Origin of the sequence: Streptomyces sp. NPDC051738 (assembly GCF_044453205.1) — a bacterium.
Classification (GTDB): domain Bacteria; phylum Actinomycetota; class Actinomycetes; order Streptomycetales; family Streptomycetaceae; genus Streptomyces.
Genome location: NZ_JBITCM010000007.1, coordinates 93,144 through 118,230, shown reverse-complemented (window position 1 = coordinate 118,230; position 25,087 = coordinate 93,144). Strand labels below are relative to the sequence as shown.

At 70.1% G+C, this 25,087-nt stretch carries 19 protein-coding genes; 7 read left to right on the top strand and 12 right to left on the bottom strand.

Annotated elements, in window-relative coordinates; all coding sequences use genetic code 11:
• Positions 1 to 390 precede the first annotated feature (390 nt).
• The 4 genes from ACIA8X_RS18195 to ACIA8X_RS18180 form a co-directional block, all read right to left on the bottom strand.
• The gene (locus ACIA8X_RS18195) at positions 391 to 1,149 is read right to left on the bottom strand and encodes an AAA family ATPase (protein WP_393442510.1); all 759 of its coding nucleotides are present in this window, start codon (positions 1,147 to 1,149) and stop codon (positions 391 to 393) included.
• Positions 1,150 to 1,183: 34 nt separating this feature from the next.
• A complete protein-coding gene (locus tag ACIA8X_RS18190) occupies positions 1,184 to 2,008 on the bottom strand; it encodes an ABC transporter permease (protein WP_393442508.1) in 825 nt (274 codons plus the stop codon).
• 124 nt (positions 2,009 to 2,132) lie between these two features.
• The gene (locus tag ACIA8X_RS18185) at positions 2,133 to 3,107 is read right to left on the bottom strand and encodes an ABC transporter ATP-binding protein (RefSeq protein ID WP_393443244.1); all 975 of its coding nucleotides are present in this window, start codon (positions 3,105 to 3,107) and stop codon (positions 2,133 to 2,135) included.
• 219 nt (positions 3,108 to 3,326) lie between these two features.
• Positions 3,327 to 4,547 (bottom strand): NYN domain-containing protein, encoded by a 1,221-nt coding sequence (locus ACIA8X_RS18180; RefSeq protein ID WP_393442506.1) that lies wholly within the window; start codon positions 4,545 to 4,547, stop codon positions 3,327 to 3,329.
• Positions 4,548 to 4,792: 245 nt separating this feature from the next.
• Here ACIA8X_RS18180 and ACIA8X_RS18175 point away from each other — a divergent pair, with 245 nt between their 5' ends.
• The gene (locus ACIA8X_RS18175) at positions 4,793 to 4,957 is read left to right on the top strand and encodes a hypothetical protein (protein WP_393442504.1); all 165 of its coding nucleotides are present in this window, start codon (positions 4,793 to 4,795) and stop codon (positions 4,955 to 4,957) included.
• Positions 4,958 to 5,071: 114 nt separating this feature from the next.
• Here the strand turns inward: ACIA8X_RS18175 and dnaE are convergent, their stop codons facing one another.
• A complete protein-coding gene (gene dnaE, locus ACIA8X_RS18170; protein ID WP_393442502.1) occupies positions 5,072 to 8,614 on the bottom strand; it encodes a DNA polymerase III subunit alpha in 3,543 nt (1,180 codons plus the stop codon).
• A gap of 205 nt (positions 8,615 to 8,819) precedes the next feature.
• Between dnaE and ACIA8X_RS18165 the strand changes: the two genes are divergently transcribed.
• The 4 genes from ACIA8X_RS18165 to ACIA8X_RS18150 all read left to right on the top strand — a co-directional run bounded on the left by ACIA8X_RS18165 (position 8,820) and on the right by ACIA8X_RS18150 (position 13,625).
• Positions 8,820 to 10,178, top strand: coding sequence for a DUF2252 domain-containing protein (locus ACIA8X_RS18165; protein WP_399458668.1), 1,359 nt, complete (start codon positions 8,820 to 8,822; stop codon positions 10,176 to 10,178).
• Between the two features lie 68 nt (positions 10,179 to 10,246).
• Positions 10,247 to 10,948 (top strand): hypothetical protein, encoded by a 702-nt coding sequence (locus tag ACIA8X_RS18160; protein WP_399458667.1) that lies wholly within the window; start codon positions 10,247 to 10,249, stop codon positions 10,946 to 10,948.
• Positions 10,949 to 11,024: 76 nt separating this feature from the next.
• Positions 11,025 to 11,864, top strand: a complete 840-nt coding sequence (locus ACIA8X_RS18155) for a thioredoxin domain-containing protein (RefSeq protein WP_393442496.1) — start codon at positions 11,025 to 11,027, stop codon at positions 11,862 to 11,864.
• Between the two features lie 99 nt (positions 11,865 to 11,963).
• A complete protein-coding gene (locus ACIA8X_RS18150) occupies positions 11,964 to 13,625 on the top strand; it encodes an alkaline phosphatase D family protein (RefSeq protein ID WP_393442494.1) in 1,662 nt (553 codons plus the stop codon).
• A gap of 29 nt (positions 13,626 to 13,654) precedes the next feature.
• Here the strand turns inward: ACIA8X_RS18150 and ACIA8X_RS18145 are convergent, their stop codons facing one another.
• Positions 13,655 to 14,224, bottom strand: coding sequence for a dienelactone hydrolase family protein (locus ACIA8X_RS18145; RefSeq protein ID WP_393442492.1), 570 nt, complete (start codon positions 14,222 to 14,224; stop codon positions 13,655 to 13,657).
• Between the two features lie 95 nt (positions 14,225 to 14,319).
• Between ACIA8X_RS18145 and ACIA8X_RS18140 the strand changes: the two genes are divergently transcribed.
• On the top strand, positions 14,320 to 15,450 hold the full coding sequence (locus ACIA8X_RS18140) for a mechanosensitive ion channel family protein (protein WP_393442490.1): 1,131 nt from the start codon (positions 14,320 to 14,322) through the stop codon (positions 15,448 to 15,450).
• A gap of 5 nt (positions 15,451 to 15,455) precedes the next feature.
• Here the strand turns inward: ACIA8X_RS18140 and ACIA8X_RS18135 are convergent, their stop codons facing one another.
• From ACIA8X_RS18135 to ACIA8X_RS18110, 6 genes are all read right to left on the bottom strand, one after another.
• The gene (locus ACIA8X_RS18135; RefSeq protein ID WP_399458666.1) at positions 15,456 to 16,196 is read right to left on the bottom strand and encodes an SDR family NAD(P)-dependent oxidoreductase; all 741 of its coding nucleotides are present in this window, start codon (positions 16,194 to 16,196) and stop codon (positions 15,456 to 15,458) included.
• A gap of 61 nt (positions 16,197 to 16,257) precedes the next feature.
• Entirely contained in the window at positions 16,258 to 17,844 is a 1,587-nt protein-coding gene (locus ACIA8X_RS18130; protein WP_399458767.1) for a Na+/H+ antiporter, read from the bottom strand.
• An 88-nt stretch (positions 17,845 to 17,932) separates the two neighbouring features.
• Positions 17,933 to 18,415, bottom strand: a complete 483-nt coding sequence (locus ACIA8X_RS18125) for a GNAT family N-acetyltransferase (RefSeq protein WP_393442486.1) — start codon at positions 18,413 to 18,415, stop codon at positions 17,933 to 17,935.
• Positions 18,412 to 19,356 carry an RluA family pseudouridine synthase gene (locus tag ACIA8X_RS18120; protein WP_393442484.1) on the bottom strand — a complete coding sequence of 315 codons (945 nt, stop codon included), beginning with the start codon at positions 19,354 to 19,356 and terminating at the stop codon, positions 18,412 to 18,414. The genes ACIA8X_RS18125 and ACIA8X_RS18120 overlap by 4 nt, the downstream gene beginning before the upstream one ends.
• Before the next feature lie 65 nt (positions 19,357 to 19,421).
• A complete protein-coding gene (gene lspA / locus ACIA8X_RS18115; protein ID WP_393442482.1) occupies positions 19,422 to 20,033 on the bottom strand; it encodes a signal peptidase II in 612 nt (203 codons plus the stop codon).
• Between the two features lie 70 nt (positions 20,034 to 20,103).
• On the bottom strand, positions 20,104 to 21,336 hold the full coding sequence (locus ACIA8X_RS18110; RefSeq protein WP_399458665.1) for a TraR/DksA family transcriptional regulator: 1,233 nt from the start codon (positions 21,334 to 21,336) through the stop codon (positions 20,104 to 20,106).
• A 594-nt stretch (positions 21,337 to 21,930) separates the two neighbouring features.
• Between ACIA8X_RS18110 and ileS the strand changes: the two genes are divergently transcribed.
• Positions 21,931 to 25,074, top strand: coding sequence for an isoleucine--tRNA ligase (ileS, locus tag ACIA8X_RS18105; RefSeq protein ID WP_399458664.1), 3,144 nt, complete (start codon positions 21,931 to 21,933; stop codon positions 25,072 to 25,074).
• Positions 25,075 to 25,087 lie beyond the last annotated feature (13 nt).

The window sequence follows — 25,087 nt, the reverse complement described above, 5'->3', positions numbered from 1 at the left end:
AGGCCCAGGCATTTCAGCCCGCCCGGCGTTTGAGGACAAGGCCCCACCATCCCTAGCCCCACCCACCCGCAGGGGGCATCTCCCAGCCCGCCCGGCGTTTGAAGACAAGGCCCCACCATCCCTAGCCCCACCCACCCGCAGGGGGCATCTCCCAGCCCGCCCGGCGTTTGAAGACAAGACCCCACCACCCCTAGCCCCACCCACCCGCAGGGGGCATCTCTCAGCCCGTCCGGCGTTTGAGGACGAGGCCCTTTCGGGGCCGATGCGGGGGTCTGGGGGCGGCAGCCCCCAGGAGCGGGCCGGGGTCGAAGGGGCAGAGCCCCTGGAGGACGGGACGGGTAGGGGCGGCGGGGGCGAAATCCCCCGGCGGCACCCCCACCCACCGAACCCCTAAACCGGCGGAGCCCCCTGCTGCGCCCCCAACTGCTCCTGATACGGATCCACATCCCGAGGCCCGAACATCGCCGTCAGCCCCAGATGCACCACCAACGCGGCCAACGGCCAGACCAGCCACGCCCCCTTGGCCCCCAGCTTCACCGGCGCCGAGAAGGTAACCCCCTTGCCCGCTTCCTTCGCATGGGCGATCACATCCTGCGAGGGCCCGAGCCACACCCCGACCTTCCAGGCCAGCAAGGACCCGAGAAACGCCCCGACCGCCAGCCCCACCACCAACGGCACGCCCCCACGCCGCCGTATGAGAAACACGGCAGCGGCACTGACCAGCCCGAACGCGAGCGCAAGCAGAGTGAACGTTCCGTCCACCCCCGCGGCCTGCTCCCCCTCGGTGTCCTTGAAGTAGACGACCCAGTTCTTGTCGACGACATCCCCGACCAGCGGCACACTCGGCGCCAGCCACCACCACAGCACCCCGAGCAGCGCCCCACTGAGCGCCACCACCAGCGCGACCACGGCAGCCTCTCGCACTTCGGTCTTCATCCCGGGGCCGTCCTGTTCGTACGAGCCTTGGACGCCGTACATGCCGTGCGGGCCCTGAGGTCCGGACGAGCCATACGAGCCGGACGAGCCGTACGGAACGCCGTACCCGGCGTCCTGCGGCGCCGACGCGCCCTGCCCGGCAGCAGGCGGCTGCCACGCACTGTTCGGGGACTGGTCACGCGGCGGCGGTGGTGGAGTCAGCGGAGCGGTCACTCTGCCATCGTGCCAGGCCCGCCTGTGCGGCGCGTCACCGGACGGCCGCCCGGCGGTAGGCCCAGGTGGCGACGGCCAGCGAGACGACGCCGACGACCGCGCACACGGCGAGGTCACCGAGCACGAACGCCCAGTCGGGGTGCGGCCCGAAGGTCCGCGCGAAAGCCTCCACGCCGTACGTCGAAGGCAGCAGATCCCGCGCGAACCGCACCACCTCCGGCATCCGGTCGGCCGGCAGCACACCCAGCAGCAGCGCCGCGGACATCCCCAACTGCCCGAGCAGCGTGGCCAGTTCGGGCCGCGGCGCGAGCAGTCCGAGCGCCGCTCCCAGCCCGGCGAGCGCGGCCCCGGCCAGCGGGATCACCGCGACGAGCACCCACAGATGCGCGATCGGCAGCCCGAACAGCACACACCCGAAGACGGCGGTCACCACGGTCCCCGGCACGGTGAAGGAGGCGTACGCCCCCGCCGCCCCGAGCACCACCGCGGCCGGCGGCACCGGCAGTGTGGCGTAGTGGTCGAGGCCACCGCTCGCCCGCAGCTGCCCGAAGTACTGCGCGAGCAGATTCAGCGCGACGAAGGCGACCACGAGCACCGCGGACCCGGCCACCACGGCCTGCGCCTCGGCCCCTCCGTCCACGACCCCGCGCATCAGGATCATGATCCCGATCGACTGGAAGGTCGCCACGAACAGCAGTGGAATGCGCGCGACCCTCGCCCGGGACAGCTGCGCCCGGTACACGGCGCACAGCGACGGCCACAGCCGCGCACGCGGCCCGAGCTCGGCCGCGGCCGGAGCGGCCGTCTCGTCCACGGCCAGGGCGCTGCCCGGCAGAACCTCGGCGGGTACGACACTCACGTGGCGCTGCTCCCTTTCACACGGGGGTTCACTGGGGAGGTGGCCCTGTTCCGCAGGGGTACGGACACCGATACGGGTACGGATACGGATTCGAGTACCGGTACGGATACGGCGGTCTGCGTGCTCAAGCCTTCACCAGCCCTTGCTGCGCGGCCCCGCCCAGCGCCAGATACACGTCCTCCAGACTCGGCGTGGCGAGCGTGAAGTCGTCCAGCGCGGCGAAGGCGGCCCCGCCGGTGACGGTGGCGACGACCGCGCGGGCCTCCTCGGGGGCGAGCCGCAGCGTCCAGCGGCGCCCGGACTCCACGACCCGGTCCTGCAGCGCGGCGACCTCGGGCACGTCCAGCGGCGCCCGCTCGCGCCACAGCAGCTCGACCCGTACCTCGCCCGCGACCCGCTCCTTGAGCCCGGACGGCGTGTCGCAGGCGATCACGCGGCCCCGGTCCAGCACCGCGACCCGGTCGAGCACGGTCTCTGCCTCGATGACGTTGTGGGTGACGAGCACCACGGTCGTCCCGAGTTCGGCCCGCCGCCGGTCCACGGCCGACCACACGGCCCGCCGCGCCACCGGGTCCATCGCCGTGGTCGGCTCGTCGAGCACGAGCAACGGCCGCTCCCCCACCAGCGCGGCGGCGAAGCAGGCCAGCCGGCGCTGCCCGCCGGACAGCTTCCTGATCGGCCGCTCGGCCAGCGGCCCGAGGCCCAGTTCGTCGAGTACGGCGTCCCGCTCGGCCCGCGCCTGGCGCACCTCAAGCCCGCGCAGCCGCCCGGTCGTCTCGGCGGCGAGCGACACGGTCAGGTCGTCGAGGGCGGTCGACTCCTGTCCGAGGTAGGCGAGGATGCGCGCGGCCCGTTCCGGGTGCCGCACGATGTCGTGCCCGAGGATCTCCACGCTGCCGTGATCGGGCCGCATCAGCCCGGTGAGCTGCCGTACGAGCGTCGTCTTGCCGGCGCCGTTCGGACCGAGCAGCCCGAAGATCTCGCCGCCGCGGATGTCCAGCCGTACGTCGTCGGTGGCCCGCACCTCGGGTGTCCCGGGCGTACCGCGCCGCCCGCGCACGGCCGGATAGGTCTTGGTCAGCCCGCGCACGGCACACACGACATCCCCACTGTGCCGAAGTGCCTGTCCCACGCGCGTACTCACAAGGGACGAGACTACGGGGTCCGGACCTCAGGTCCGTCCTCGGGTCGGCCACTCGGCACAAACCGCCAGCTCGCGGCCACAAAACTCGCCGTACCGATAAATCCGCCGGTGATCATAAATCCGCCGATTCAACCGGTGAGCACCCATCCGCCGCACCACACGACCTCTGCCCGCTCACTCGCCGGCAGGCGCATGCTCCGCCGCCGTCCGCACATCGATCTCGCGCCAGAACCCGGCCCGGATCGCGTACCGATCATGCTCGTCGATCTGGTCGTCCTTGTGCGCGAGCAACCCGAACCGGGCCGCGTACCTGAGCAGCTCCCCGTCGATCCGATGCGGAATCCGCGGATACATCCCCGACAGCCGCTGCAGATGGCCCTGGTCCCCCAGCCGCCCCATCCACCGCCGCGCGAACACCTGCCCGACCTCGTACGGATCGCCGCCGACCGTCGTGATGTCCTCCTCCCGGTCGGCCCACCGCTGCTCCGCCGTGGTCAGCTGCGCCAGCGTCGGCATGGACGCGGCCTCGGCCGGCTCGGCGGCGACACCCGGCCGGTCGACCCATCCCTTGTCGGAGGACCACCGCAGTGTCGCGCTCGCGGGGTGCTGGGCCGGCTGCACGCCGGGCGCGCGCAGGGCGGCGAGGTCCTTCGGCGTGGGCACGCCCTTGGGGGCCGGCACCCGATCCTGCGTGCCGTTCTCCGAGGCGGTGACCGCCGGGGCGTGCTCGCCCTCCTCGGCGGGCCGCTCGGTCCGCGCGCCGAGCGCGGAGTCCGGCAGCGGAGCGGACAGGATCGCGGCGATCTCGGGCCGGGGCACGGGCGGCGGCGCGCATACGCCGGTGAGTTCCTTGGCTCGTACGGCCTTGGTGATCCACGTACGGTCGAGCACGCGCCGCTCGTCGGCCTCGGCGACCAGGTCCTCGGACTGGTTGTAGTCGCCGTCGGCTGCCTGCACGGCCCACAGGTGTACGGCGACGCCGTGCTCCTTGGCGGCCATCATGCCCGGCAGCAGATCGCCGTCTCCGGTCACCAGCACCACGTCCGAGCAGGCGCGGTTACGGGCCAGTTCGGTGAGTTCGGCGTGCATCGCGGCGTCCACGCCCTTCTGCGCCCAGCGGCCGTCGCTGCGGGTCAGGGCGCCGAGCCGGACGGTGACCCGGGGCATCACACGCAGTCGGCGGTGCTCGGGCTGGGGGACGCGGTCGGGGGCGCCGTCGAACCAGTAAATGCGCAGCAGAGGCTGCTGGGTGTCGGACTCGGCTCGTTCGCGCAGCCCCTGGATGAGGGCGGCGTGGTCGACGGTGATCCGGGACCGGGAGGGCTCCCCGGCGAGGAGGCTGGCGGCGGCGCCCAGCAGATACCCGGCGTCCACCAGGACGATGCAGCGGTCCACGCGACTCACCCTCTTCCTGGGAGGTTTGCTTCGGGCTTCCTTCGAGTCTGCCCGACCGCGCGGGGGTTAACGGGCCGAACTCGATCTTCGGCGTGGCGTTTCGGGGCATCGACGCCGTGACGCGCCATGCCTCACGCCCCGACAACCGCTGTCACACACGGTAATTATCCGAAATGCGTTCTTTGTCAGCCTATGTGAATCTGGTCGCGGCCCTGGCCCCTAGATCCCCCACAGGAGGCATCACCATGGCCAAGAAACAGAAGCAGGACCGAAAGCAGCCGCAGTCCGAGCGTGGTCAGCAGCAGGCCCAGCAGTCCTCGATGGAGACGCAGGCCGAGCAGCGCGCCACGCAGGTGACCCCGGGCGACATGGCCCGCAAGGGCCGGCAGAAGCGCTTCGGTCACAACTGACATCTGCATATCGGGTTGTTGAGACCCAGGCACATGAAGAGGGGCGCACCCCGCACGGGGTGCGCCCCTCTCACGCTGTGCCCGGCAGGTCAGCCGACCGGGCGGGACATCGGGTCAGCCCGCCAGGCAGGACGGCCCGAGCAGTACCTTCAGGTCACCGAACAGCGCCGGATCCGGCTTCACCCGGTGCCGGTCGAGGCGCAGCACCGTGGTCTTGGTCGGGCCCTGGAGCTTGATGCGGACCTCGCTCTCGCCCCTGTGGTGGCTGAGGATCTCGCCGAGGCGGCTGACCATCGGCGGGGTGACCCGGGTGGCCGGAATCGTGAGGATCACCGGCGCGTTGGTGCCGGCGTTCGACAGGTCGGGGACCTGGAGCTCCATCGCGACCAGCCGCGGCACGTCCTCACGCTTGTCGAGGCGGCCCTTGACGAACACCACGGCGTCCTCGACGAGTTGGGTCGAGACGAGCTGGTACGTCGCCGGGAAGAACATGCACTCGATGGAACCGGCGAGGTCCTCGACCGTGGCGATCGCCCAGGCGTTGCCCTGCTTGGTCATCTTGCGCTGGAGGCCCGAGATGATGCCGCCGATGGTCACCACGGCACCGTCCGCGTGCTCACCGCCGGTGAGCTGGGCGATGCCCGCGTCGGCCTTGTCGGTCAGCACGTGCTCCAGACCGAAGAGCGGGTGGTCGGAGACGTACAGACCGAGCATTTCCCGCTCCTGGGCGAGCAGATAGGTCTTCTCCCACTCCTCGGTGGTGAACTCGACATCGAGGCCGAACCCGGGCTCGCTGGAGTCCTCCTCGCCCATGCCGCCGAAGAGGTCGAACTGGCCCTCGGCCTCCTTGCGCTTGACCGCGACCACGTTGTCGATCATCGAGTCGAAGTGCGCGGTGAGGCCCTTGCGGGTGTGGCCCAGGGAGTCGAAGGCGCCTGCCTTGATCAGCGATTCCGTGGTGCGCTTGTTGCACGCGACCGCCTCGACCTTGTCAAGGTAGTCGGGGAAGGAGGCGTACTTGCCCTTGGCCTTACGGCTCTTGATGATCGACTCGACCACGTTCGTACCGACGTTGCGTACGGCCTCCAGGCCGAAGAGGATCACGTCGTCGCCCTGGGCGGCGAAGTTGTGCACCGACTCGTTGACGTTCGGCGGGAGCACCCTGATGCCCATGCGGCGGCACTCGTTGAGGTAGACGGCCGACTTGTCCTTGTCGTCCTTGACGGACGTGAGCAGCGCCGCCATGTACTCGGCCGGATAGTTCGCCTTGAGGTAGGCGGTCCAGTAGGTGACCAGGCCGTACGCCGAGGAGTGCGCCTTGTTGAACGCGTATCCGGCGAAGGGGACCAGGACGTCCCACAGGGCCTGGATCGCCTGGTCGCTGAAGCCGTTCTTGCGGGCGCCCTCCTGGAAGATGGTGAAGTTCTTCGCCAGTTCCTCGGGCTTCTTCTTGCCCATCACGCGGCGCAGGATGTCGGCCTCGCCGAGCGAGTAACCGGCGACGATCTGGGCGGCCTTCTGCACCTGCTCCTGGTACACGATGAGGCCGTAGGTCAGACCCAGCGTCTCCTTCAGGGGCTCTTCGAGCTCCGGGTGGATCGGCGTGATCTCCTGGCGGCCGTTCTTGCGCTCGGCGTAGTTCGTGTGCGAGTTCATGCCCATCGGGCCCGGCCGGTACAGGGCCGAAACGGCGGAGATGTCCTCGAAGTTGTCGGGCTGCATCTGGCGGAGCAGCGAGCGCATCGGGCCGCCGTCGAACTGGAACACGCCGAGCGTGTCACCGCGGCAGAGCAGTTCGAAGGTCTTCGGGTCGTCCAGCGGGAGCGAGAGCATCTCCAGGTCGATGCCCTTGTTGGACCGCACCATCTTCACGGCGTCGTCCATGATGGTGAGGTTGCGCAGGCCCAGGAAGTCCATCTTGATCAGGCCGAGGGACTCGCACTGCGGGTAGTCCCACTGCGTGATCGTCACGCCGTCCGTGTGCCGCACCCAGATCGGGGCGTGCTCGATGATCGGCTCGCTGGACATGATCACGCCGGCGGCGTGCACGCCCATCTGCCGGACCAGGCCCTCGACGCCCTTGGCGGTGTCGATGACCTTCTTGACGTCCGGCTCGTTCTCGTACATCCCGCGGATCTCGCCCGCCTCGTTGTAGCGCGGGTGCGAGGGGTTGGTGATGCCGTCGAGGTCGATGCCCTTGCCGAGGACGTCGGCGGGCATGGCCTTGGTGAGGCGGTCGCCCATCGCGTACGGGTAGCCCAGCACGCGCGCGGAGTCCTTGATCGCGTTCTTGGCCTTGATCTTGCCGTAGGTGCCGATCATGGCGACCTTGTCGGCGCCGTACTTCTCGGTCACGTACCTGATGACCTCGACGCGCCTGCGCTCGTCGAAGTCGATGTCGACGTCGGGCATGGAGACGCGCTCGGGGTTGAGGAACCGCTCGAAGATCAGTCCGTGCTCGATCGGGTCGAGGTCGGTGATGCCCATCGCGTAGGCCACGATCGAACCGGCGGCGGAGCCTCGGCCCGGGCCCACCGCGATGCCGTTGTTCTTGGCCCACATGATGAAGTCGGCGACGACGAGGAAGTACCCCGGGAACCCCATCTGGATGATGATGTCCATCTCGTAGTCCGCCTGCTTCTGGCGGTCCTCCGGGATCCCGTTCGGGAAGCGGCGGTGCATGCCGCGCCGCACTTCCTCCTTGAACCAGGTGACGTTGGTGTAGCCCTCTTCCGGGATGTCGAACTTGGGCATGAGGTCGCGCTTCTCGAACATGCCGTCGGTGTCGACCATCTCGGCGACCAGGAGCGTGTTGGCGCAGCCCTGCTGCCAGGCGTCCGAGGAGTCGATGGCGTACATCTCGTCCGTGGACTTCAGGTAGTAGCCCGTGCCGTCGAACCGGAAGCGGTCCGGGTCGGAGAGGTTCTTACCGGTCTGGATGCACAGCAGGGCGTCGTGGGCGGTCGCCTCGTGCGCGTACGTGTAGTGCGAGTCGTTGGTGACCAGCGGCGGGATGCCGAGCTTCTTGCCGATCTCCAGGAGGCCGTCACGGACCCGGTGCTCGATGTCGATGCCGTGGTCCATCAGCTCCAGGAAGTAGCGGTCCTTGCCGAAGATGTCCTGGTAGTCGGCCGCCGCCTTGAGGGCCTCGTCGTACTGGCCGAGGCGCAGGCGGGTCTGGAGCTCACCGGAGGGGCAGCCGGTGGAGGCGACGATGCCCTCGGACCACTGGGAGATCGTCTCCTTGTCCATCCGGGGCCACTTCTGCAGCCAGCCCTCGGCGTACGCGTCCGAGGAGAGCCGGAAGAGGTTGTGCAGGCCCGTCTTGTTGACGGCCCACATCGTCTTGTGGGTGTAACCACCGGAACCGGAGACGTCGTCGCGCTTCTGGTGCGGCTGGCCCCACTGGATCTTGCGCTTGTTGCGCCGGGACTCGGGGGCGACATACGCCTCGATGCCGATGATCGGGGTGACCCCGGCCTTCTTCGCCGTATGGAAGAAGTCGTACGCCCCGTGGAGGTTGCCGTGGTCGGACATGGCGATATGGGTCATGCCCATCTCGTTGCACGCGTTGAACATGTCCTTCAGCCGCGCGGCACCGTCCAGCAGTGAGTACTGGGTGTGGACGTGCAGGTGCGTGAACGGCGGCTTTGACACGGCGTGGCCTCCAGGGAAAACGCTTGGCAACAGGCTGGCGGACAGTTCGGGGGACAGCGTCGAAGTCTATGCCTCGGCACTGACACTCGGCGGGCTGCCCCGCGTACCTTCACAGCGAGGACGCCGGGCACTTTCGTCGGCCCTCACCCGTTCAAGACGACAGAAACGCTGTCGTACACGTTCATGCACCAGGAGGCACCCAGCGATGTCGGTCCCCCAGCTCAACGACGAGCAGCGCGGCGACGAGATCCTCGCCGTCTTCGACACCGCCTTCGGCGAGCTCCTGGCCGCCGACCCGGCCGCGTTCCGCGTGAAGTTCCGGAAGATGGCGGCCTCGGCATTCGCGTTCTACCGCGGCACGGCGTGCCTCTTCTACCACGACCTCGACGCCGAGAGCGCCTCACGAGACGGCGGGAAGACATACCGCGGGCCCTACCTGGACGAGCGCACCTCGCGCGTGTGGATCCACGGCGACCTGCACGCGGAGAACTTCGGCACGTACATGGACGCCAACGGCCGGCTGATCTTCAACGTCAACGACTTCGACGAGGCGTACGTCGGCCCCTTCACCTGGGACCTCAAGCGCTTCGCCGCCTCGATCGCCCTCATCGGCTACGCCAAGGCGCTGGGCGACGAGCAGATCAGCGAGCTGGTGCGGATCTACGCGGACGCGTACCGCGAGCGTGTGCACGCGCTGGCGACCGGCGCCAAGAGCGACGAGGTGCCGCCGTTCACGCTGGACACCGCCCAGGGCTCGCTCCTGGACGCCCTCAGGGACGCCCGCGCGCTGACCCGCTTCGGGCTGCTGGACTCGATGACCGAGATCCGCGACTTCGAGCGCCGCTTCGCCGCGGGCGGCGGCTCCATCGAGCTGGACGCGGCCACCCGCTACAAGGTGCTCGCGGCCTTCGACGGCTACCTGGAGACGCTGCCGGACGCGTCCCTGGCCCGCCCCGACTCGTACCGGGTGAAGGACGTGGTCGGCCGCCGCGGCATCGGCATCGGATCGGCGGGGCTGCCGTCGTACAACATCCTCCTGGAGGGCCACACCGACGCCCTGGAGAACGACGTCGTGATCTACATCAAGCAGGCCCAGACCCCGGCCGTCTCCCGGCACATCACGGACCAGGCGCTGCGCGACTACTTCCAGCACGAGGGCCACCGCACGGTGATCTCCCAGCGCGCCCTCCAGGCGAACGCCGACCCGTGGCTGGGCTGGACCGAGCTGGACGGCGCGGGCCAGCTGGTCGCCGAGGTCTCGCCGTACGCCGTGGACCTGGACTGGAGCGACATAGACGACCCGGAGGAGATCGCGGCGGTCGTCGCCGACCTCGGCCGGGCCACGGCCACGATGCACGCGGCGGCGGACGACACCTCCGGCGAGTCCCTGGTGCCGTTCTCCACCGAGCGGGCCATCGACGCGGCGATCGCGGGGGACTCCGACGGGGGCGCCGGCTTCGCGGAGCTCCTGGTCGACTTCGCGCACGACTACGGCGCACGCGCGCGTGCCGACCACCAGATCTTCGTGGACCTGTTCCGCAACGGCCGCATTCCGGGTCTGTGACGGAACGGCCGCTCACGAGCACTCTTTAAGGGTCTCTTACAGGACCACGTGCCACACTCTTCTCCGCCATGGACATATCCGGGACCCACCTGCGAGCCGTACGCGCGGCGCTGTTCACGTCACTCGTCGTGACGCTCAGCACCGCGTCGCACGTGCTGCTGTCCCGGGCGCCGCTGCCGCTGAACACGGTGGCCCTGCTGACTGCGGCCGTGTTCGTGCTCGCGTACGCCCTGGCCGGCCGCGAGCGGAGCTACGGGCGGATCGCGGTTCTGCTGATCCCGCTGGAACTGGCCGCCGACACGATTCTCACGGCCGGCCAGCACGTCTGCTACGGCCGGGCGGGCGGCCCGGTCACGGGCCCCCTGCGGTCCGTCGGCTTCGACGTACTGTGCGGCGACAACACCGCCCTGGGTACGTCTCTGGCCGGCATGACGGGCACCGACACCCGCCACCTGGCCACCCTCCTCACCACCCAGGCCGACCCGGCGACGCCCTGGCTCCTGCTCGGCGCGCACATCGGTGTCGGCCTCCTCGCCGCCGCCTGGCTGCGACGCGGCGAGCGGGCCCTGGCCCAGCTGCTGCGCGCGGTGGGGGCGACGACGTTCCGCCCCCTGCTGCTGGCGGTCGCCGCGGTGACGGTGCGCCGCACCGCGCCGGTCCGCCGCCTGCCGCGCCCCGCCCGCCGGCCGGCCGGCGCCCGCAGCAGCCTCCTCGTGCACTCCCTGGGACGACGTGGACCACCGTGCTCGCTCGCCCGCGCCTTCGCGTGAACGGCATCTGAGCACCACAGTCCACCCCTACGTATTCCGCACACGATGTGTGCGCGTCCCCATGGAGATCACCAAAATGAGCAAGCGGAACACCCAGGCGGCGAAGACGGCGGCCCGCGAGCGTCTGCGCGCCGAGCGTGAGCGCGAGGCGAAGCGCGCGAAGGTCAAGCGGCAGATCGTCGTCGCCTGCTCGATCGTCGGCGTTCTGGCGGCGGCGGGCGGCATCGGCTACGCCATCGTCCAGGCCAACAAGCCCAGCTACTGGGAGGCGATGAAGGACGACAAGGTCGTCGCACCGGCCAACACCACGGGCACGAACGGCACGACCGTCGTCATCGGCAAGGACAGCGCCAAGAAGACCCTCAAGATCTACGAGGACCCGCGCTGCCCGGTCTGTGCGTCGTTCGAGCAGGCTGTCGGCACGACCGTCGACAAGGACGTCGAGGACGGCAAGTACAAGCTCCAGTACATCGGCGGCACGTTCCTCGACGGCGACGGCTTGAAGGACGGCAAGATCGGTTCCAACGGCGAGGGTTCCAAGAACGCGATGAGCGCCATGGGCGCCGCGCTGAACGTGAGCCCGGAGGCGTTCCTCGCGTACAAGAACGCGCTCTACTCGGCGAAGTACCACCCGGCGGAGTCCGACGACAAGTTCAAGGACGACTCCTACCTGATCGAGGTCGCGGACACCGTCCCCGCCCTGAAGAACAACACCAAGTTCCAGAACGCCGTGAAGAAGGGCACGTACGACGCCTGGGCGCTGGCGATGTCGAAGACCTTCGACACCAACAAGGACGGTGTGACGGGCACCCCCAGCTTCGTCATGGACGGCAAGATCCTGAAGACCTCGGAGGACCGCCAGCCGATGACGGTGGCCGAGTACAACCAGGTGGTCGGCGCGGCACTCAAGGGCTGACCGACCTTCGGCAGAAGAACCGAACCTTCAGTGGAAGAGCGGGCGAACTTTCGGAAGTTCGCCCGCTCTTGTTCATACCGATCAGTAACCTGATCGGCTGTGACCAGTCGATACAGATCATCCGAGCAGCTCAATTCCCTTGCCCCTCGCCGCCGTACGGTCGTCAAGGCCGCGGCGGCGACGGCTGTGCTGGCCGGCCCGCTGGCCGCCGCCCTGCCCGCCGGCGCCGCCGACGCGGTCCCCGCCTTCCTGCACGGCGTCGCCTCCGGTGACCCGCTGCCCGACGGCGTCCTGCTGTGGACCCGGGTGACGCCCACCCCGGAGGCCACCCCCGGCTCCGGGCTCGGCCCGGACACCGAGGTCAGCTGGATCGTCGCCCGGGACAAGGCGCTGACGACCATCGTCGCCAAGGGCTCGACCACCGCGAGGGCCGCCTCCGACCACACCGTCAAGGCGGACATACGGGGCCTGGAGCCGGCCACCGACTACTGGTTCCGCTTCTCTGCGGGCGGCACGGACTCCCCGGTGGCGCGCACCCGCACAGCGCCGGCGGCGAACGCGTCCGTCGCCGGCCTCCGCTTCGGCGTGGCCTCCTGCGCCAACTGGGAGGGCGGCTACTTCTCCGCGTACCGCCACCTCGCGGCCCGCGGCGACCTGGACGCCTGGCTGCATCTTGGCGACTACATCTACGAGTACGGCACCGGCGAGTACGGCACGCGCGGCACCGTCGTACGGCAGACCACGCCCACCCACGAGATCCTCACGCTCGCCGACTACCGCATCCGGCACGGCAAGTACAAGACGGACCCGGATCTGCAGGCGCTGCACGCGAAGGCGCCCGTCATCGCGATCTGGGACGACCACGAGATCGCCAACGACGCCTGGTCGGGCGGCGCCGAGAACCACACCGAGGGCACCGAGGGCGCATGGGCCGCACGCCAGGCCGCCGCCAAGCAGGCCTACTTCGAGTGGATGCCGGTGCGCCCGGCGATCGCCGGCACCACCTACCGCCGACTGCGCTTCGGCAAGCTCGCCGACCTCTCCCTGCTCGATCTGCGCTCCTTCCGCTCGCAGCAGGTCTCCGTCGGCAACGGCGAGGTCGACGACCCGGACCGCACACTCACCGGCCGGGCCCAACTGGACTGGCTGAAGGCGGGGTTGAAGTCCTCCGACACCACCTGGCGGCTGGTCGGCAACTCGGTGATGATCTCGCCGTTCGCGATCGGCTCCCTCACCGCGGACCTGCTGGGGCCGCTCGCCAAGCTGCTGGGCCTGCCGCAGGAGGGGCTCGCCCTCAACCCCGACCAGTGGGACGGCTACACGGACGACCGCCGGGAGCTGCTGGCCCACCTGCGCGCGAACGCGATCCGCAACACCGTCTTCCTGACCGGCGACATCCACATGGCGTGGGCCAACGACGTGCCGGTGGACGCCGGCACCTACCCGCTGTCCGCCTCCGCCGCCACGGAGTTCGTCGTCACCTCGGTCACCTCCGACAACCTCGACGACATCGTCAAGGTCCCCGAGGGCACGGTCTCCCCCATCGCCTCGCCGATCATCAAAGCCGCCAACCGGCACGTCCACTGGGTCGACACCGACCGCCACGGCTACGGCGTCCTGGACATCACGGCCGACCGCGCGCAGATGGACTACTACGTCCTGTCCGACAAGACGAAGCAGAACGCGACCGCGTCGTGGGCCCGTTCGTACCGCACCCGCAGCGGGACGCAGAAGGTGGAGCGGACGTACGACCCCGTCTGACGCGGACGTACGGCCTCGCCGAAAGCCCTCTAGAGGGTCTCGAGGAAGCCGAGTGCCACCCGCCAGGTGGCCTCGGCGGCCTCCTCGTCGTAGTCCGGCAGGTCGGGGTCGGTGTAGAGGTGGCCGGCGCCCGTGTATCTGTACACCTCCACGTCGGCGCCCGCTCTGCCCAGCTGCAGATACCAGGCGCTCAGCCAGTCGTCCGTCTCGAACGGGTCCGGCTCGGCCACATGCAGTTGCACCGGCAGATCGTCCACCGAGGCGTTCGGCGCGATGTCCGACGTGCCGTGCAGAAGCAGCAGGCCGCGGGCCTTGTCGTCGCCCAGCGCGAGGGTCTGCGCGACGGAGGCGCCGAGCGAGAACCCGGCGTAGACCAGCCCGCGATCCGAGTAGGGCGCGGCGGCCAGCACGGCCCGCTTCAGCACCTCGTCCTTGCCGATCCGCTCGTTGAACTCCATGCCCTCCTCGACCGTCTCGAACGTACGCCCCTCGAAGAGGTCCGGCGTCCACACCTCGTGTCCGGCGGCGCGCAGCCGGTCCGCTGCCTGGCGCACCGCGGGCCTGAGGCCATAGGTCGAGTGGAAGAGCATGATGTTCATGAGGCCATGGTGCCAGCCGGGTCCGACAACGCCGTGACCACCGCCTCATGGACGCACATGTTCAGGACCCCCCTAGGGTGGTTACGTTCGGAGGCATGGAGAACATACTCCGCCCGCTGATCGTCATCGGCGGCTCGGTCCTGCTCACCCTGGTCATCGGGTGGGCCACCGACCGTCTGATGCGCAAGGCCGACGAACGGCACACCGAGACACCCCTGTGGGGTCAGCTGCGCCGCGCCCGCGTCCCCTACCAGCTCGTGCTGTGCGCGGCCCTGCTGAGAGGGTCGTACGACGAGGCCGGGCTGCTGCTGGAACAGCGGGTCGCCGTCGGCCGGGTGCTGACGCTGGTGCTGATCGGGGCGGCGGCCTGGCTGGCGATCCGGATCGCGGCGGCGGTCGTGGAGACGACGTACACCCGCTATGCCCGGGTCCACCGCGATCCGGCCCGGGTCCGGCGGGTGCGCACCCAGGTGACGTTGATCATGCGGGTGGTGGCGGCGGTCGTCGGCGTCGTGGCGGTGGCGGCGATGCTGCTGACGTTCCCGGCGTTCCGCGCGGCCGGCGCCTCGCTGCTGGCCTCGGCCGGCATCCTCGGCATCGTGGCCGGTGTCGCCGCCCAGTCCACGCTGAGCAACATGTTCGCCGGGTTCCAGATCGCCTTCGGGGACATGGTGCGCCTGGGGGACACGGTCGTGGTGGACGGCGAGTGGGGCACCGTCGAGGAGATCACCCTGACGTTCCTGACCGTGCGGACCTGGGACGAGCGCCGGATCACGATGCCGGTGTCGTACTTCACCTCGAAGGCCTTCGAGAACTGGTCGCGCGGCGGCGCCCAGATGACCGGCACCGTCTTCCTCCACGTCGACCACTCGGCGCCCATGGAGGCGATGCGCGAGCAACTCCGCGACATCCTGCGCGCGTGCCCGGCGTGGGACGGCCGCGACTACGGCCTGGTCGTCACCGACTCCACACCCAGCACCATGGAGGTGCGGGCCCTGGTCACGGCGAAGGACGCGGACGACCTGTGGACGGTGCGGGTCGCGGTGCGCGAGCAGCTGATCCGCTGGCTGGCCGACGAGCACCCGTACGCGCTGCCGCGCGTGAACGCGACGGACGCGGTCCTGCCACCCGGCTTTCCCGCGCCGGGCGCCGTCCCCGGCCGTATCCCGGGCCGCCGCACCCACCAGCACGACCACCAGCCGACCGCGCGTCCGGAGCGGCCCTGACCGGCTCAGTGGCCGCGCTCGGCACCGCCGTTGACCTGGAGGATCTGCGAGGTGATGTGCCCGGCGACATGGGAGGCCAGCCAGTGCAGGGTCGCGGCGACGTCCCCGGGCGAAGCTGCCCGCCCGGTCGAGGTCTCCGCGACGAGTTGCTCGCGCCGCCCGCCGTCCATCGTGTCGCCGAAGAACTCGGTGTCCTCCACATACCCGGGCGCGACCACGTTCACGGTGATCCCGCGCGGCCCCATCTGCCGGGCCAGATCATGGGCGTACGGATGCAGCGCGGCCTTGGACGCCGCGTACGCCCCGCTGCCTGACCCCCGGAAGGCGGCGATGGAGCTGAGGAACAGCACCCGCCCGCCGGGGTCGGCGAGCCGGTCCTTCAGGGCCTCGGTGAGCAGGGCGGCGGTCAGGGTGTTGAGCCCGAAGTTGAGGGTCCAGTTGTGCAGGACCACGTCGAGGGGCTCGTCGCTGTCCACCTTCGGCTCCAGATAGCCGCTGCCCCCGGCGCTGTGGATCAGTACGTCCACGGTGCCGAACTCCGACGCCACGAACCGCTCCACGCCCCGCACACCGCGCGGCTTGCTCAGATCCGCCGCGTAGGTGAGGGCCCCGGGCACACCGGCCCGCTCCAGCACCTCGGCGCGCCGCCCGACCAGCAGCACCCGATCCCCGTCCGCCGCGAACAGCTGGGCCGCCGCGTGCCCGATTCCCGTACCGCCACCACTGATGACAACGTTGCGAGCCATGATCCGAGCGTACAAAGGGACGCGGGACATGCCGCGTCCGTTCACACGACTGCCATGAAGATCACCGCAGACTGCGCACGTCCAGATGCCGCAGCACCCGGTCCACCACCTCCGGATCGGCCCCCGGCTCGCTGCGCGCCGCCAGCACCTCGTGCCGCGCCGCGCTCAGCAGCTCCCCCTGGATCCGCCGCACCCGCTTCAGCCGCCGCACCCGCTGCTGATGCGCCTCCCGGCGCTCCTCCTCCCCCATGTCCGGGCTGATCCGCACCCCGATCTCGAACGCCCGCCGCAGCATCTGCTCGGACAGCTCCTCCGGCAGGTCCTCGACGGCCTCGATCTCCCTGAGCCTGCGCTTGGCCGCCTTCGCCGCCCGCACCGCCAGCTGTTTCTCGAACTCCTTCTCCCGCTCGCTGTCGGCGCGCACCCCGAGCCGTTTCACCAGCCACGGCAGGGTCAGGCCCTGCAGCACGAGGGTCGCCATGATCACCCCGAACGCGATGAACACGATCTCGTCCCGGTCGGGAAAGGGGGCGCCCGAGTCCGTCTCCAGCGGCACGGCCAGCGCCAGCGCGACCGAGGCGACGCCGCGCATCCCCGACCACCACATCACGACGGTCTCGCGCCAGCTCATCGGGATCTCCTCGTCGTAGTCCCGCTTCGCGTGCAGCCGCTTGGTGAGCCAGGTGGCCGGCAGCAGGTACAGCAGCCGCACGAGGACGACGACGCCGACCACCAGGGCCGCCCAGCCGAGCATCTCGCTCCACCGCCCGGACGCCGTCCGCACCGCGTTGTGCAGTTCCAGCCCGATCAGCCCGAACGCGACGCCGGTGACCAACGTGTCGACGATGTCCCAGAAGGTGTGTCCGGCGAGCCGGGTCATCACGTCGTCGGCGTCGGTGGCGTACTCGGCGAGGAAAAGGGCGGTGACGAGTACGGCGAGCACGCCGGAACCGTGGAGTTCCTCGGCCAGCACGTAGGAGGCGTACGGCACGAGCAGCGTGAGCCCGATCTGCAGGGTCGGGTCCCCCAGCAGGTCCATCAGCTTGTTGGCGCCCCAGCCGAGGGCGAGCCCGACGGCCAGCGCCACCACGGCGGAGAGCACCAGATCGAGTCCGGCGCCCCAGGGGGAGAAGGTGCCGCTCACGGCGGCGGCGATCGCCACGTGGTAGAGCACGATGGCCGTCACGTCGTTGAAGAGCCCCTCGCCCTCCAGGATCGACACCAGCCGTCGCGGCAGCCCGAGCTGGCCTGCGACGGCGGTCGCCGCCACCGGATCGGGCGGCGCGACGAGCGCACCCAGCGCCACGGCGGCGGCGAGCGGCAGCCCCGGCACGATCGCGTGGGCGACCGCGGCCACGCACACCGTCGTGACGAACACCAGCGCCACGGCCAGCAGAAAGATGGGCCGCACATTCGCCGCGAACTGCCGCCAAGAGGTCCGCCGCACCGCGGCATAGAGCAGTGGCGGCAGCAACAGCGGCAGGATCAGATCGGGCGGGATCTCGACGTTCGGCACGAATTCGAGCAACGCGAGCACGACCCCGAGCAGGGTCATCAACACCGGCGCCGGCACCCCGAACCGGTCCCCCAGCGGGACACTCACCAGGGCCCCGAGCAACAGCGCGAAAAGCAGGGCCAGCTGATCCACGGTCAGCGCTCCGGTGAGATCGGCGTCCACAGGGCAGACCTCAAGCCTGCCACGGCGCCTGTCTCACCAGCGCTTACGGGCTCCTCGGCTACAGAGCGCGCCGCATCGCCCGGTGCGGTATCCCCGCGTCCGGGAACTCCAGCCCGTAGACCACGTACCCCAACCGCTCGTAGAACCCCAGCGCATGCGTCTGCGCGTGCAGATCCACGGCCGCGAGCCCACGCGCGCGTGCCGCCTCCTCGATCGCCCGCACCAGGGCCGCCCCGACACCGAGCCCACGCGCCGCCCGCGTCACCGCGAGCCGCCCCAGCGACCCCACCGACGGATCGCCGTCGACCTTCGCCGCGGCCGCCTCGCCGTACAGCAGCCGGCCGGTCCCGAGCGGCACGCCGTCCTCCCGGATCGCCAGCACATGCACGGCGGTGGCGTCGTAGGCGTCGTACTCGATGTCCTCGGCAACCCCCTGCTCCCCGACGAAGACCTCCTTGCGCACCGCGAAGCACGCCTCACGGTCGGCGGGGTCCTCGGCGACGCGGACGGCATACGACGGGACGGCAGACGGCGAGCTCATGCCCAGGTCTCCTCACGGACCTGGTCCAGAGCCTTCTGCAGGTCGGCCGGGTAGTCGCTGGCGAACTCCACCCACTGCCCGTCCCCGGGGTGCTCGAAGCCGAGCCGGACGGCGTGCAGCCACTGGCGGGTCAGGTGGAGCCGCTTGGCGAGGGTCGGGTCGGCGCCGTAGGTGAGGTCGCCGACACAGGGGTGGCGATGGGCCGCCATGTGGACGCGGATCTGGTGGGTACGGCCGGTCTCCAGCTTCACGTCGAGCAGCGAGGCGGCGCGGAAGGCCTCGATGAGGTCGTAGTGCGTGACGGACGGCTTGCCCTCGGCCGTGACCGCCCACTTGTAGTCGTGGTTGGGGTGGCGGCCGATGGGCGCGTCGATGGTGCCGCTGGTCGGGTCGGGGTGGCCCTGGACGAGCGTGTGGTACCGCTTGTCGACCGTGCGCTCCTTGAACTGGCGCTTGAGCGACGTGTACGCGTACTCGGACTTGGCGACGGCCATCAGCCCCGACGTGCCCACGTCGAGCCGGTGCACGATGCCCTGGCGCTCGGCCGCGCCGGAGGTGGAGATCCGGTAGCCGGCCGCGGCAAGCCCGCCGATGACGGTCGGCCCGGTCCAGCCGGGACTGGGGTGTGCGGCGACGCCGACCGGCTTGACGATCACCACCACGTCATCGTCGTCGTGCACGATCTCCATGCCCTCGACCGGCTCGGCGACGATCTGCACCGGCGCGGGCGCCTGTGGCATCTCGACCTCGAGCCAGGCCCCGCCGTGCACCCGCTCGGACTTCCCGACCACCGACCCGTCGACCGTGACCTTCCCCGCGGCGGCGAGCTCCGCCGCCTTCGTACGGGAGAAGCCGAACATGCGGGAGATGGCGGCGTCGACGCGCTCGCCCTCCAGGCCGTCCGGCACGGGCAGGGTACGGATCTCGGGAATCGTGCTCACCCGACGAGTATGCCGGACGGGTGAGTCCCGCCCGTACGGAGCCTGTGGATAACTCCGGGCGGCCCTCAGTCCTTGTGGACGGTCCCGTCCGGGTCCAGCCCCTTGAACGACAGCAGCACGATCAGGATGCCGCCGCACACGATCGCCGAGTCGGCCAGGTTGAACACGGCGAAGTGCTTGGGCGCGATGAAGTCCACGACCGCGCCCTCGAAGACGCCCGGTGAGCGGAAGATCCGGTCGGTGAGGTTGCCGAGCGCACCGCCGAGCAGCATGCCGAGCGCGATCGCCCAGGGCAGGCTGTACAGCTTGCGGGCGAGCCGGGCGATCACCACGATCACGGCCGCCGCGATCACCGTGAAGATGATGGTGAAGGCCTCGCCGAAGCCGAAGGCGGCGCCCGCGTTGCGGATCGCCTCGAACTTCAGCCAGTCACCGATGATCTCGATCGGCGGGTGGTGCTCCAGCTTGGCGACCACGATCATCTTGCTGATCAGGTCGAGGGCGTACGCGAACGCGGCGACCCCGAACAGCACGGCGATCCGGCGCCTGCCCCGGGGCCGCTCGGCCTCAGCGGCCTGCGACGCGTCAGCCTTCGCGTCCGCGTCGGACCGCTCCGACTCGGCTCCCGCCGCCTCTGGGGTATCCGGCGTACCGATGATGCGCTCCGCCTCTGCCACGTGAGTCCCTCAACCTAGGTACCTGACTGAGCACGAGAGTACGGCACATCCAGGGGCACCCGCCTACTGGTCAGTACCGCCGTTCCTGCTTCTGTTTGCACTCGACGCAGAGGGTCGCGCGCGGGAAGGCCTGCATCCGTGCCTTGCCGATCGGGTTGCCGCAGTTCTCGCACAGGCCGTACGTGCCGGCGTCGAGCCGCTCCAGGGCACGCTCGGTCTGTTCGAGCATCTCGCGCGCGTTGGCGGCGAGCGCCAGCTCGTGCTCGCGCGTGATGTTCTTCGCGCCGGTGTCGGCCTGGTCGTCGCCCGCGCCGTCCCCGGAGTCCCGCATCAGGCCGACGAGTGACTGCTCGGACGACGTGAGCTCGTCGCGCAGCCGCATCACCTCGGCCATGAGCTCGGCCCGCGCCTCCTCGACCTCCTCCGGGGTCCAGGGGTCCTCACCGGGGCGCACCGCGAGCTCGCCGGGCTCCACCGCCGCGGCGAGGCGTGCCTTGGGAACGGCGGTCTTCGCCGCCGCGGCCGTGCCAGGAGTCTTCTTCGCAACCACCGTCGTGGCTCCCGTCTGCTCCGCGGCCTGCGCCGCGCCGACCTTCTTGACCCTGCTCTCGGCGACCGCGCGTTTCCCGGCCGCTCCCCGCGCGCCCACGCTCCCCTTGGCCGCCCTCTTGCTGGAGGCGCTCTTCTTGGCTGCGTCCTTCTTGGCTGCGCTCTTCTTGGCGACGCCCTTCTTGGAGGCACTCCTCCCGGAGGTGCCCTTCTCGACAGCGCCCCCTTCCACGACGGCTTCATCCACGACGGCTTCTTCCACGACAGCCCCTTCCACGGCGCCCGCCACCCCACCGGCACCCTGCCCACCGGAGGCCCGCTTACCTGCCGTCTCGCTCCCGGCACCTGCCTTCCCGGCCACCTTCGCGGCCGTCTCCTTTCCGGCCCCCGCCTTCCCGGCCACCTTCTTCGCAGCAGCGTTCTTGGCAGCGGTCACCTTCTTCGCCGCGGCCTTCTCGACGCCACCCTCCTTGGCGCCGCCCTCCTTGGCGGCGATCTTCGACACCGCAGCCTTCTTGCCGACCGCCTCAGGAGCCTCCGCCTTCTTCCCCACCGCTGTCCCGCCGGACTTCGCAGCCCCTTTCGCGGCCGACTTCACCGACTTCACCGACTTCCCGCCCCGCGCACCCGCCCCCGCGGTACCCCCCTGGGCAGCCTTCTTCCCACCCACGTTCTTGGCCGCACCGCCGGCCGCATCCGCATGTGTGGATCTGCTCGACGCCGACTGCTGTACGGCGGTCTTCTTCGCCACCATGCCGCGGCCCCTTCACATATTGTGATCTTGCTCGCGAATCGTGCTGGGACGATAAATCGACTTGAGTCCCGCGGCAACGGGGCACACCGCCAGATTCGCCCGCCTCGCACATGTCGCGCGGCCGACCTGCATGCGTTGTGCCCAGCTCCCCGCCGGGTATGCCGCCGAGCCGAACGTCCCAGATTCCGAACACACGTACCGCGCCATTCGGGTCAGCCCGGCCCGCACCGAGTCCCCACGCCCACGGCCCGGAAATCCGGTCGGCCGCTGTCCGTGCGGCGCCGTACACTGGGCGGAGCGAAAAGCTTGGATGGGGACGAGTAGCGGCGTACGCAGCCCAGAGCGACCCGGGGACGGTGGAAGCCCGGGGGCGAGCGCGACGCGAAGATCACCCCGGAGCCGCCGGAAGAAAGCCTCTCGAAGGCGAGTAGAACCGGCATCGCGACCCCAATGAGGGGGCTCGCCGACGCACACCCCGCGTCGGAGGGCCAAGGAGGGTGGTACCGCGGGAGCGCGCCGAAACCGGCGTACGGAAAGACACGGCTCTCGTCCCTCCGGACGGAAGGCAGCAAGTCCGCCGGAGGAAGCCCGCTGATGACAACGCCGACGTACCGCCAGGTGCCCGCCCAGGTCGACCTGCCCGCCCTCGAGCACGCCGTGCTCGACTTCTGGCGCGAGCAGAAGATCTTCGCCAAGAGCCTGGAGCAGTCCGAGGGTCGCCCCGAGTGGGTGTTCTACGAGGGCCCGCCCACCGCCAACGGCATGCCCGGCGCCCACCACATCGAGGCCCGCGTCTTCAAGGACGTCTTCCCCCGGTTCCGCACCATGCGCGGCTACCACGTGGCCCGCAAGGCCGGCTGGGACTGCCACGGCCTCCCGGTCGAGCTGACCGTGGAGAAGGAGCTCGGCTTCAGCGGCAAGAAGGACATCGAGGCGTTCGGCATCGCCGAGTTCAACGCCAAGTGCCGCGAGTCCGTGCTGCGCCACACCGACGCCTTCGAAGAGCTCACTAACCGCATGGGCTACTGGGTCGACCTCAACGACGCCTACGTCACGATGGAGCCCGAGTACATCGAGTCCGTCTGGTGGTCGCTCAAGGAGATCTTCAACAAGGGCCTGCTCGTCCAGGACCACCGCGTCGCCCCCTGGTGCCCGCGCTGCGGCACCGGCCTGTCCGACCACGAGCTGGCCCAGGGCTACGAGACGGTCGTCGACCCCTCGGTGTACGTCCGTTTCCCGCTCACCTCCGGTCCGCTCGCCGGCGAGGCCGCGCTCCTGGTGTGGACGACCACGCCCTGGACCCTCGTCTCCAACACGGCCGTGGCCGCGCACCCCGAGGTCACCTACGTCGTCGCGACCGACGGCGAGGAGAAGCTCGTCGTCGCCGAGCCGCTGGTCGCGAAGGCCCTCGGGGAAGGCTGGGAGACCACCGGCCAGTCCTTCACCGGCGCCGAGATGGAGCGCTGGACGTATCAACGTCCGTTCGAGCTGGTCGAGTTCCCGGCCGAGGCCCACTACGTCGTCAACGCCGAGTACGTCACGACCGAGGACGGTACGGGTCTGGTCCACCAGTCCCCCGCCTTCGGTGAGGACGACCTCAAGGTCTGCCGCGCGTACGGCCTGCCCGTCGTGAACCCCGTCCGCCCGGACGGCACCTTCGACGAGGACGTCCCCCTGGTCGGCGGCGTCTTCTTCAAGAAGGCGGACGAAAAGCTCACCGAGGACCTCCAGCAGCGCGGCCTGCTCTTCCGGCACATCCCGTACGAGCACAGCTACCCGCACTGCTGGCGCTGCCACACCGCGCTCCTCTACTACGCGCAGCCGTCCTGGTACATCCGCACCACCGCCGTCAAGGACCGTCTCCTCCAGGAGAACGAGAAGACCAACTGGTTCCCGGACACGGTCAAGCACGGCCGGTACGGCGACTGGCTGAACAACAACATCGACTGGGCGCTGTCCCGCAACCGCTACTGGGGCACCCCGCTGCCGATCTGGCGCTGCGAGGACGACCACCTCACCTGCGTCGGCTCCCGCGCGGAGCTCACCGAGCTGACCGGCACCGACCAGTCCGAGCTGGACCCGCACCGCCCGTTCATCGACGACGTCACCTTCGCCTGCCCGAAGGACGGCTGCGGGAAGACGGCCACGCGCGTGCCGGAGGTCATCGACGCCTGGTACGACTCGGGTTCGATGCCGTTCGCGCAGTGGGGCTACCCGTACAAGAACAAGGAACTCTTCGAGAGCCGCTACCCGGCGCAGTTCATCAGCGAGGCCATCGACCAGACCCGGGGCTGGTTCTACACGCTGATGGCCGTCGGCACCCTGGTCTTCGACAAGTCGTCGTACGAGAACGTCGTCTGCCTCGGCCACATCCTCGCCGAGGACGGCCGCAAGATGTCCAAGCACCTGGGCAACATCCTGCAGCCGATCCCGCTGATGGACCAGCACGGCGCGGACGCGGTGCGCTGGTTCATGGCGGCCGGCGGCTCCCCTTGGGCGGCACGCCGCGTGGGTCACGGCACGATCCAGGAGGTCGTCCGCAAGACGCTCCTGACGTACTGGAACACGGTCGCCTTCCAGGCCCTGTACGCCCGCACGTCCAACTGGGCGCCGTCCGCGGCCGACCCGGCCCCGGCCGACCGCCCGGTCGTGGACCGCTGGCTGCTGTCCGAACTGCACGCGCTGGTCGACCAGATGACCCAGTCCCTGGAGGCGTACGACACCCAGCGCGCCGGCAAGCTCCTCTCGGCGTTCGTCGACGACCTGTCCAACTGGTACGTCCGCCGCTCGCGTCGCCGCTTCTGGCAGGGCGACAAGGCGGCGCTGCGCACCCTGCACGAGGTCGTCGAGACGGTCACCAAGCTGATGGCCCCGCTGACCCCGTTCATCACCGAGCGGGTCTGGCAGGACCTGATCGTGCCGGTCACCCCGGGCGCCCCGGAGTCGGTCCACCTCTCCTCCTGGCCGGAGGCGGACCTGTCGGCGATCGACCCCGAGCTGTCGAAGCAGATGGTCCTGGTCCGCCGGCTGGTCGAGCTGGGCCGCGCCACGCGCGCGGAGTCGGGTGTGAAGACCCGCCAGCCGCTGTCCCGTGCCCTCGTGGCGGTCGCGGGCTTCGACACTCTCGACCCCGAGCTGCACACGCAGATCACCGAGGAGCTGAACGTCTCGTCGCTGGCGTCCCTCTCCGAGGTGGGCGGCAGCCTGGTCGACACCACCGCCAAGGCCAACTTCCGCGCCCTGGGCAAGCGGTTCGGCAAGCGCGTCCAGGACGTGGCGAAGGCCGTCGCGAACGCGGACGCCGCCGCCCTGTCACTGGCCCTGCGGGAAGGCACCGCGTCGGTGGAGGTCGACGGCGAGACGGTCACCCTGGCCCCGGACGAGGTGATCATCACGGAGACCCCGCGCGAGGGCTGGTCGGTGGCGTCCGACTCGGGCGCGACGGTCGCCCTGGACCTGGAGATCACCGAGGAGCTGCGCCGCGCGGGCCTGGCCCGTGACGCGATCCGCCTGATCCAGGAGGCCCGCAAGAACAGCGGCCTGGACGTGGCCGACCGTATCGCCCTGTGCTGGACGGCGACGGACCCGGCGACGATCTCGGCCCTGAGCGAGCACGCCGAGTTGATCGCCGACGAGGTTCTGGCAACGGACTTCGCACAGGGCGAGGCGAACGACACATACGGCACCCCGTTCACGGACGAGGGTCTGACCCTGACGTTCCGCCTGCGCAAGCAGTAGCGAGGCTCAGCCG

Bases quoted from the DNA above. Each gene is read 5' to 3' on its own strand.
- ACIA8X_RS18175 (WP_393442504.1), top strand. From the start codon at position 4,793: ATGGCCAAGAAACAGAAGCAGGACCGAAAGCAGCCGCAGTCCGAGCGT.
- ACIA8X_RS18165 (WP_399458668.1), top strand. From the start codon at position 8,820: ATGTCGGTCCCCCAGCTCAACGACGAGCAGCGCGGCGACGAGATCCTC.
- ACIA8X_RS18160 (WP_399458667.1), top strand. From the start codon at position 10,247: ATGGACATATCCGGGACCCACCTGCGAGCCGTACGCGCGGCGCTGTTC.
- ACIA8X_RS18155 (WP_393442496.1), top strand. From the start codon at position 11,025: ATGAGCAAGCGGAACACCCAGGCGGCGAAGACGGCGGCCCGCGAGCGT.
- ACIA8X_RS18145 (WP_393442492.1), bottom strand. From the start codon at position 14,224: ATGAACATCATGCTCTTCCACTCGACCTATGGCCTCAGGCCCGCGGTG.
- ACIA8X_RS18140 (WP_393442490.1), top strand. From the start codon at position 14,320: ATGGAGAACATACTCCGCCCGCTGATCGTCATCGGCGGCTCGGTCCTG.
- ACIA8X_RS18135 (WP_399458666.1), bottom strand. From the start codon at position 16,196: ATGGCTCGCAACGTTGTCATCAGTGGTGGCGGTACGGGAATCGGGCAC.
- ACIA8X_RS18125 (WP_393442486.1), bottom strand. From the start codon at position 18,415: ATGAGCTCGCCGTCTGCCGTCCCGTCGTATGCCGTCCGCGTCGCCGAG.
- ACIA8X_RS18110 (WP_399458665.1), bottom strand. From the start codon at position 21,336: ATGGTGGCGAAGAAGACCGCCGTACAGCAGTCGGCGTCGAGCAGATCC.
- ileS (WP_399458664.1), top strand. From the start codon at position 21,931: ATGACAACGCCGACGTACCGCCAGGTGCCCGCCCAGGTCGACCTGCCC.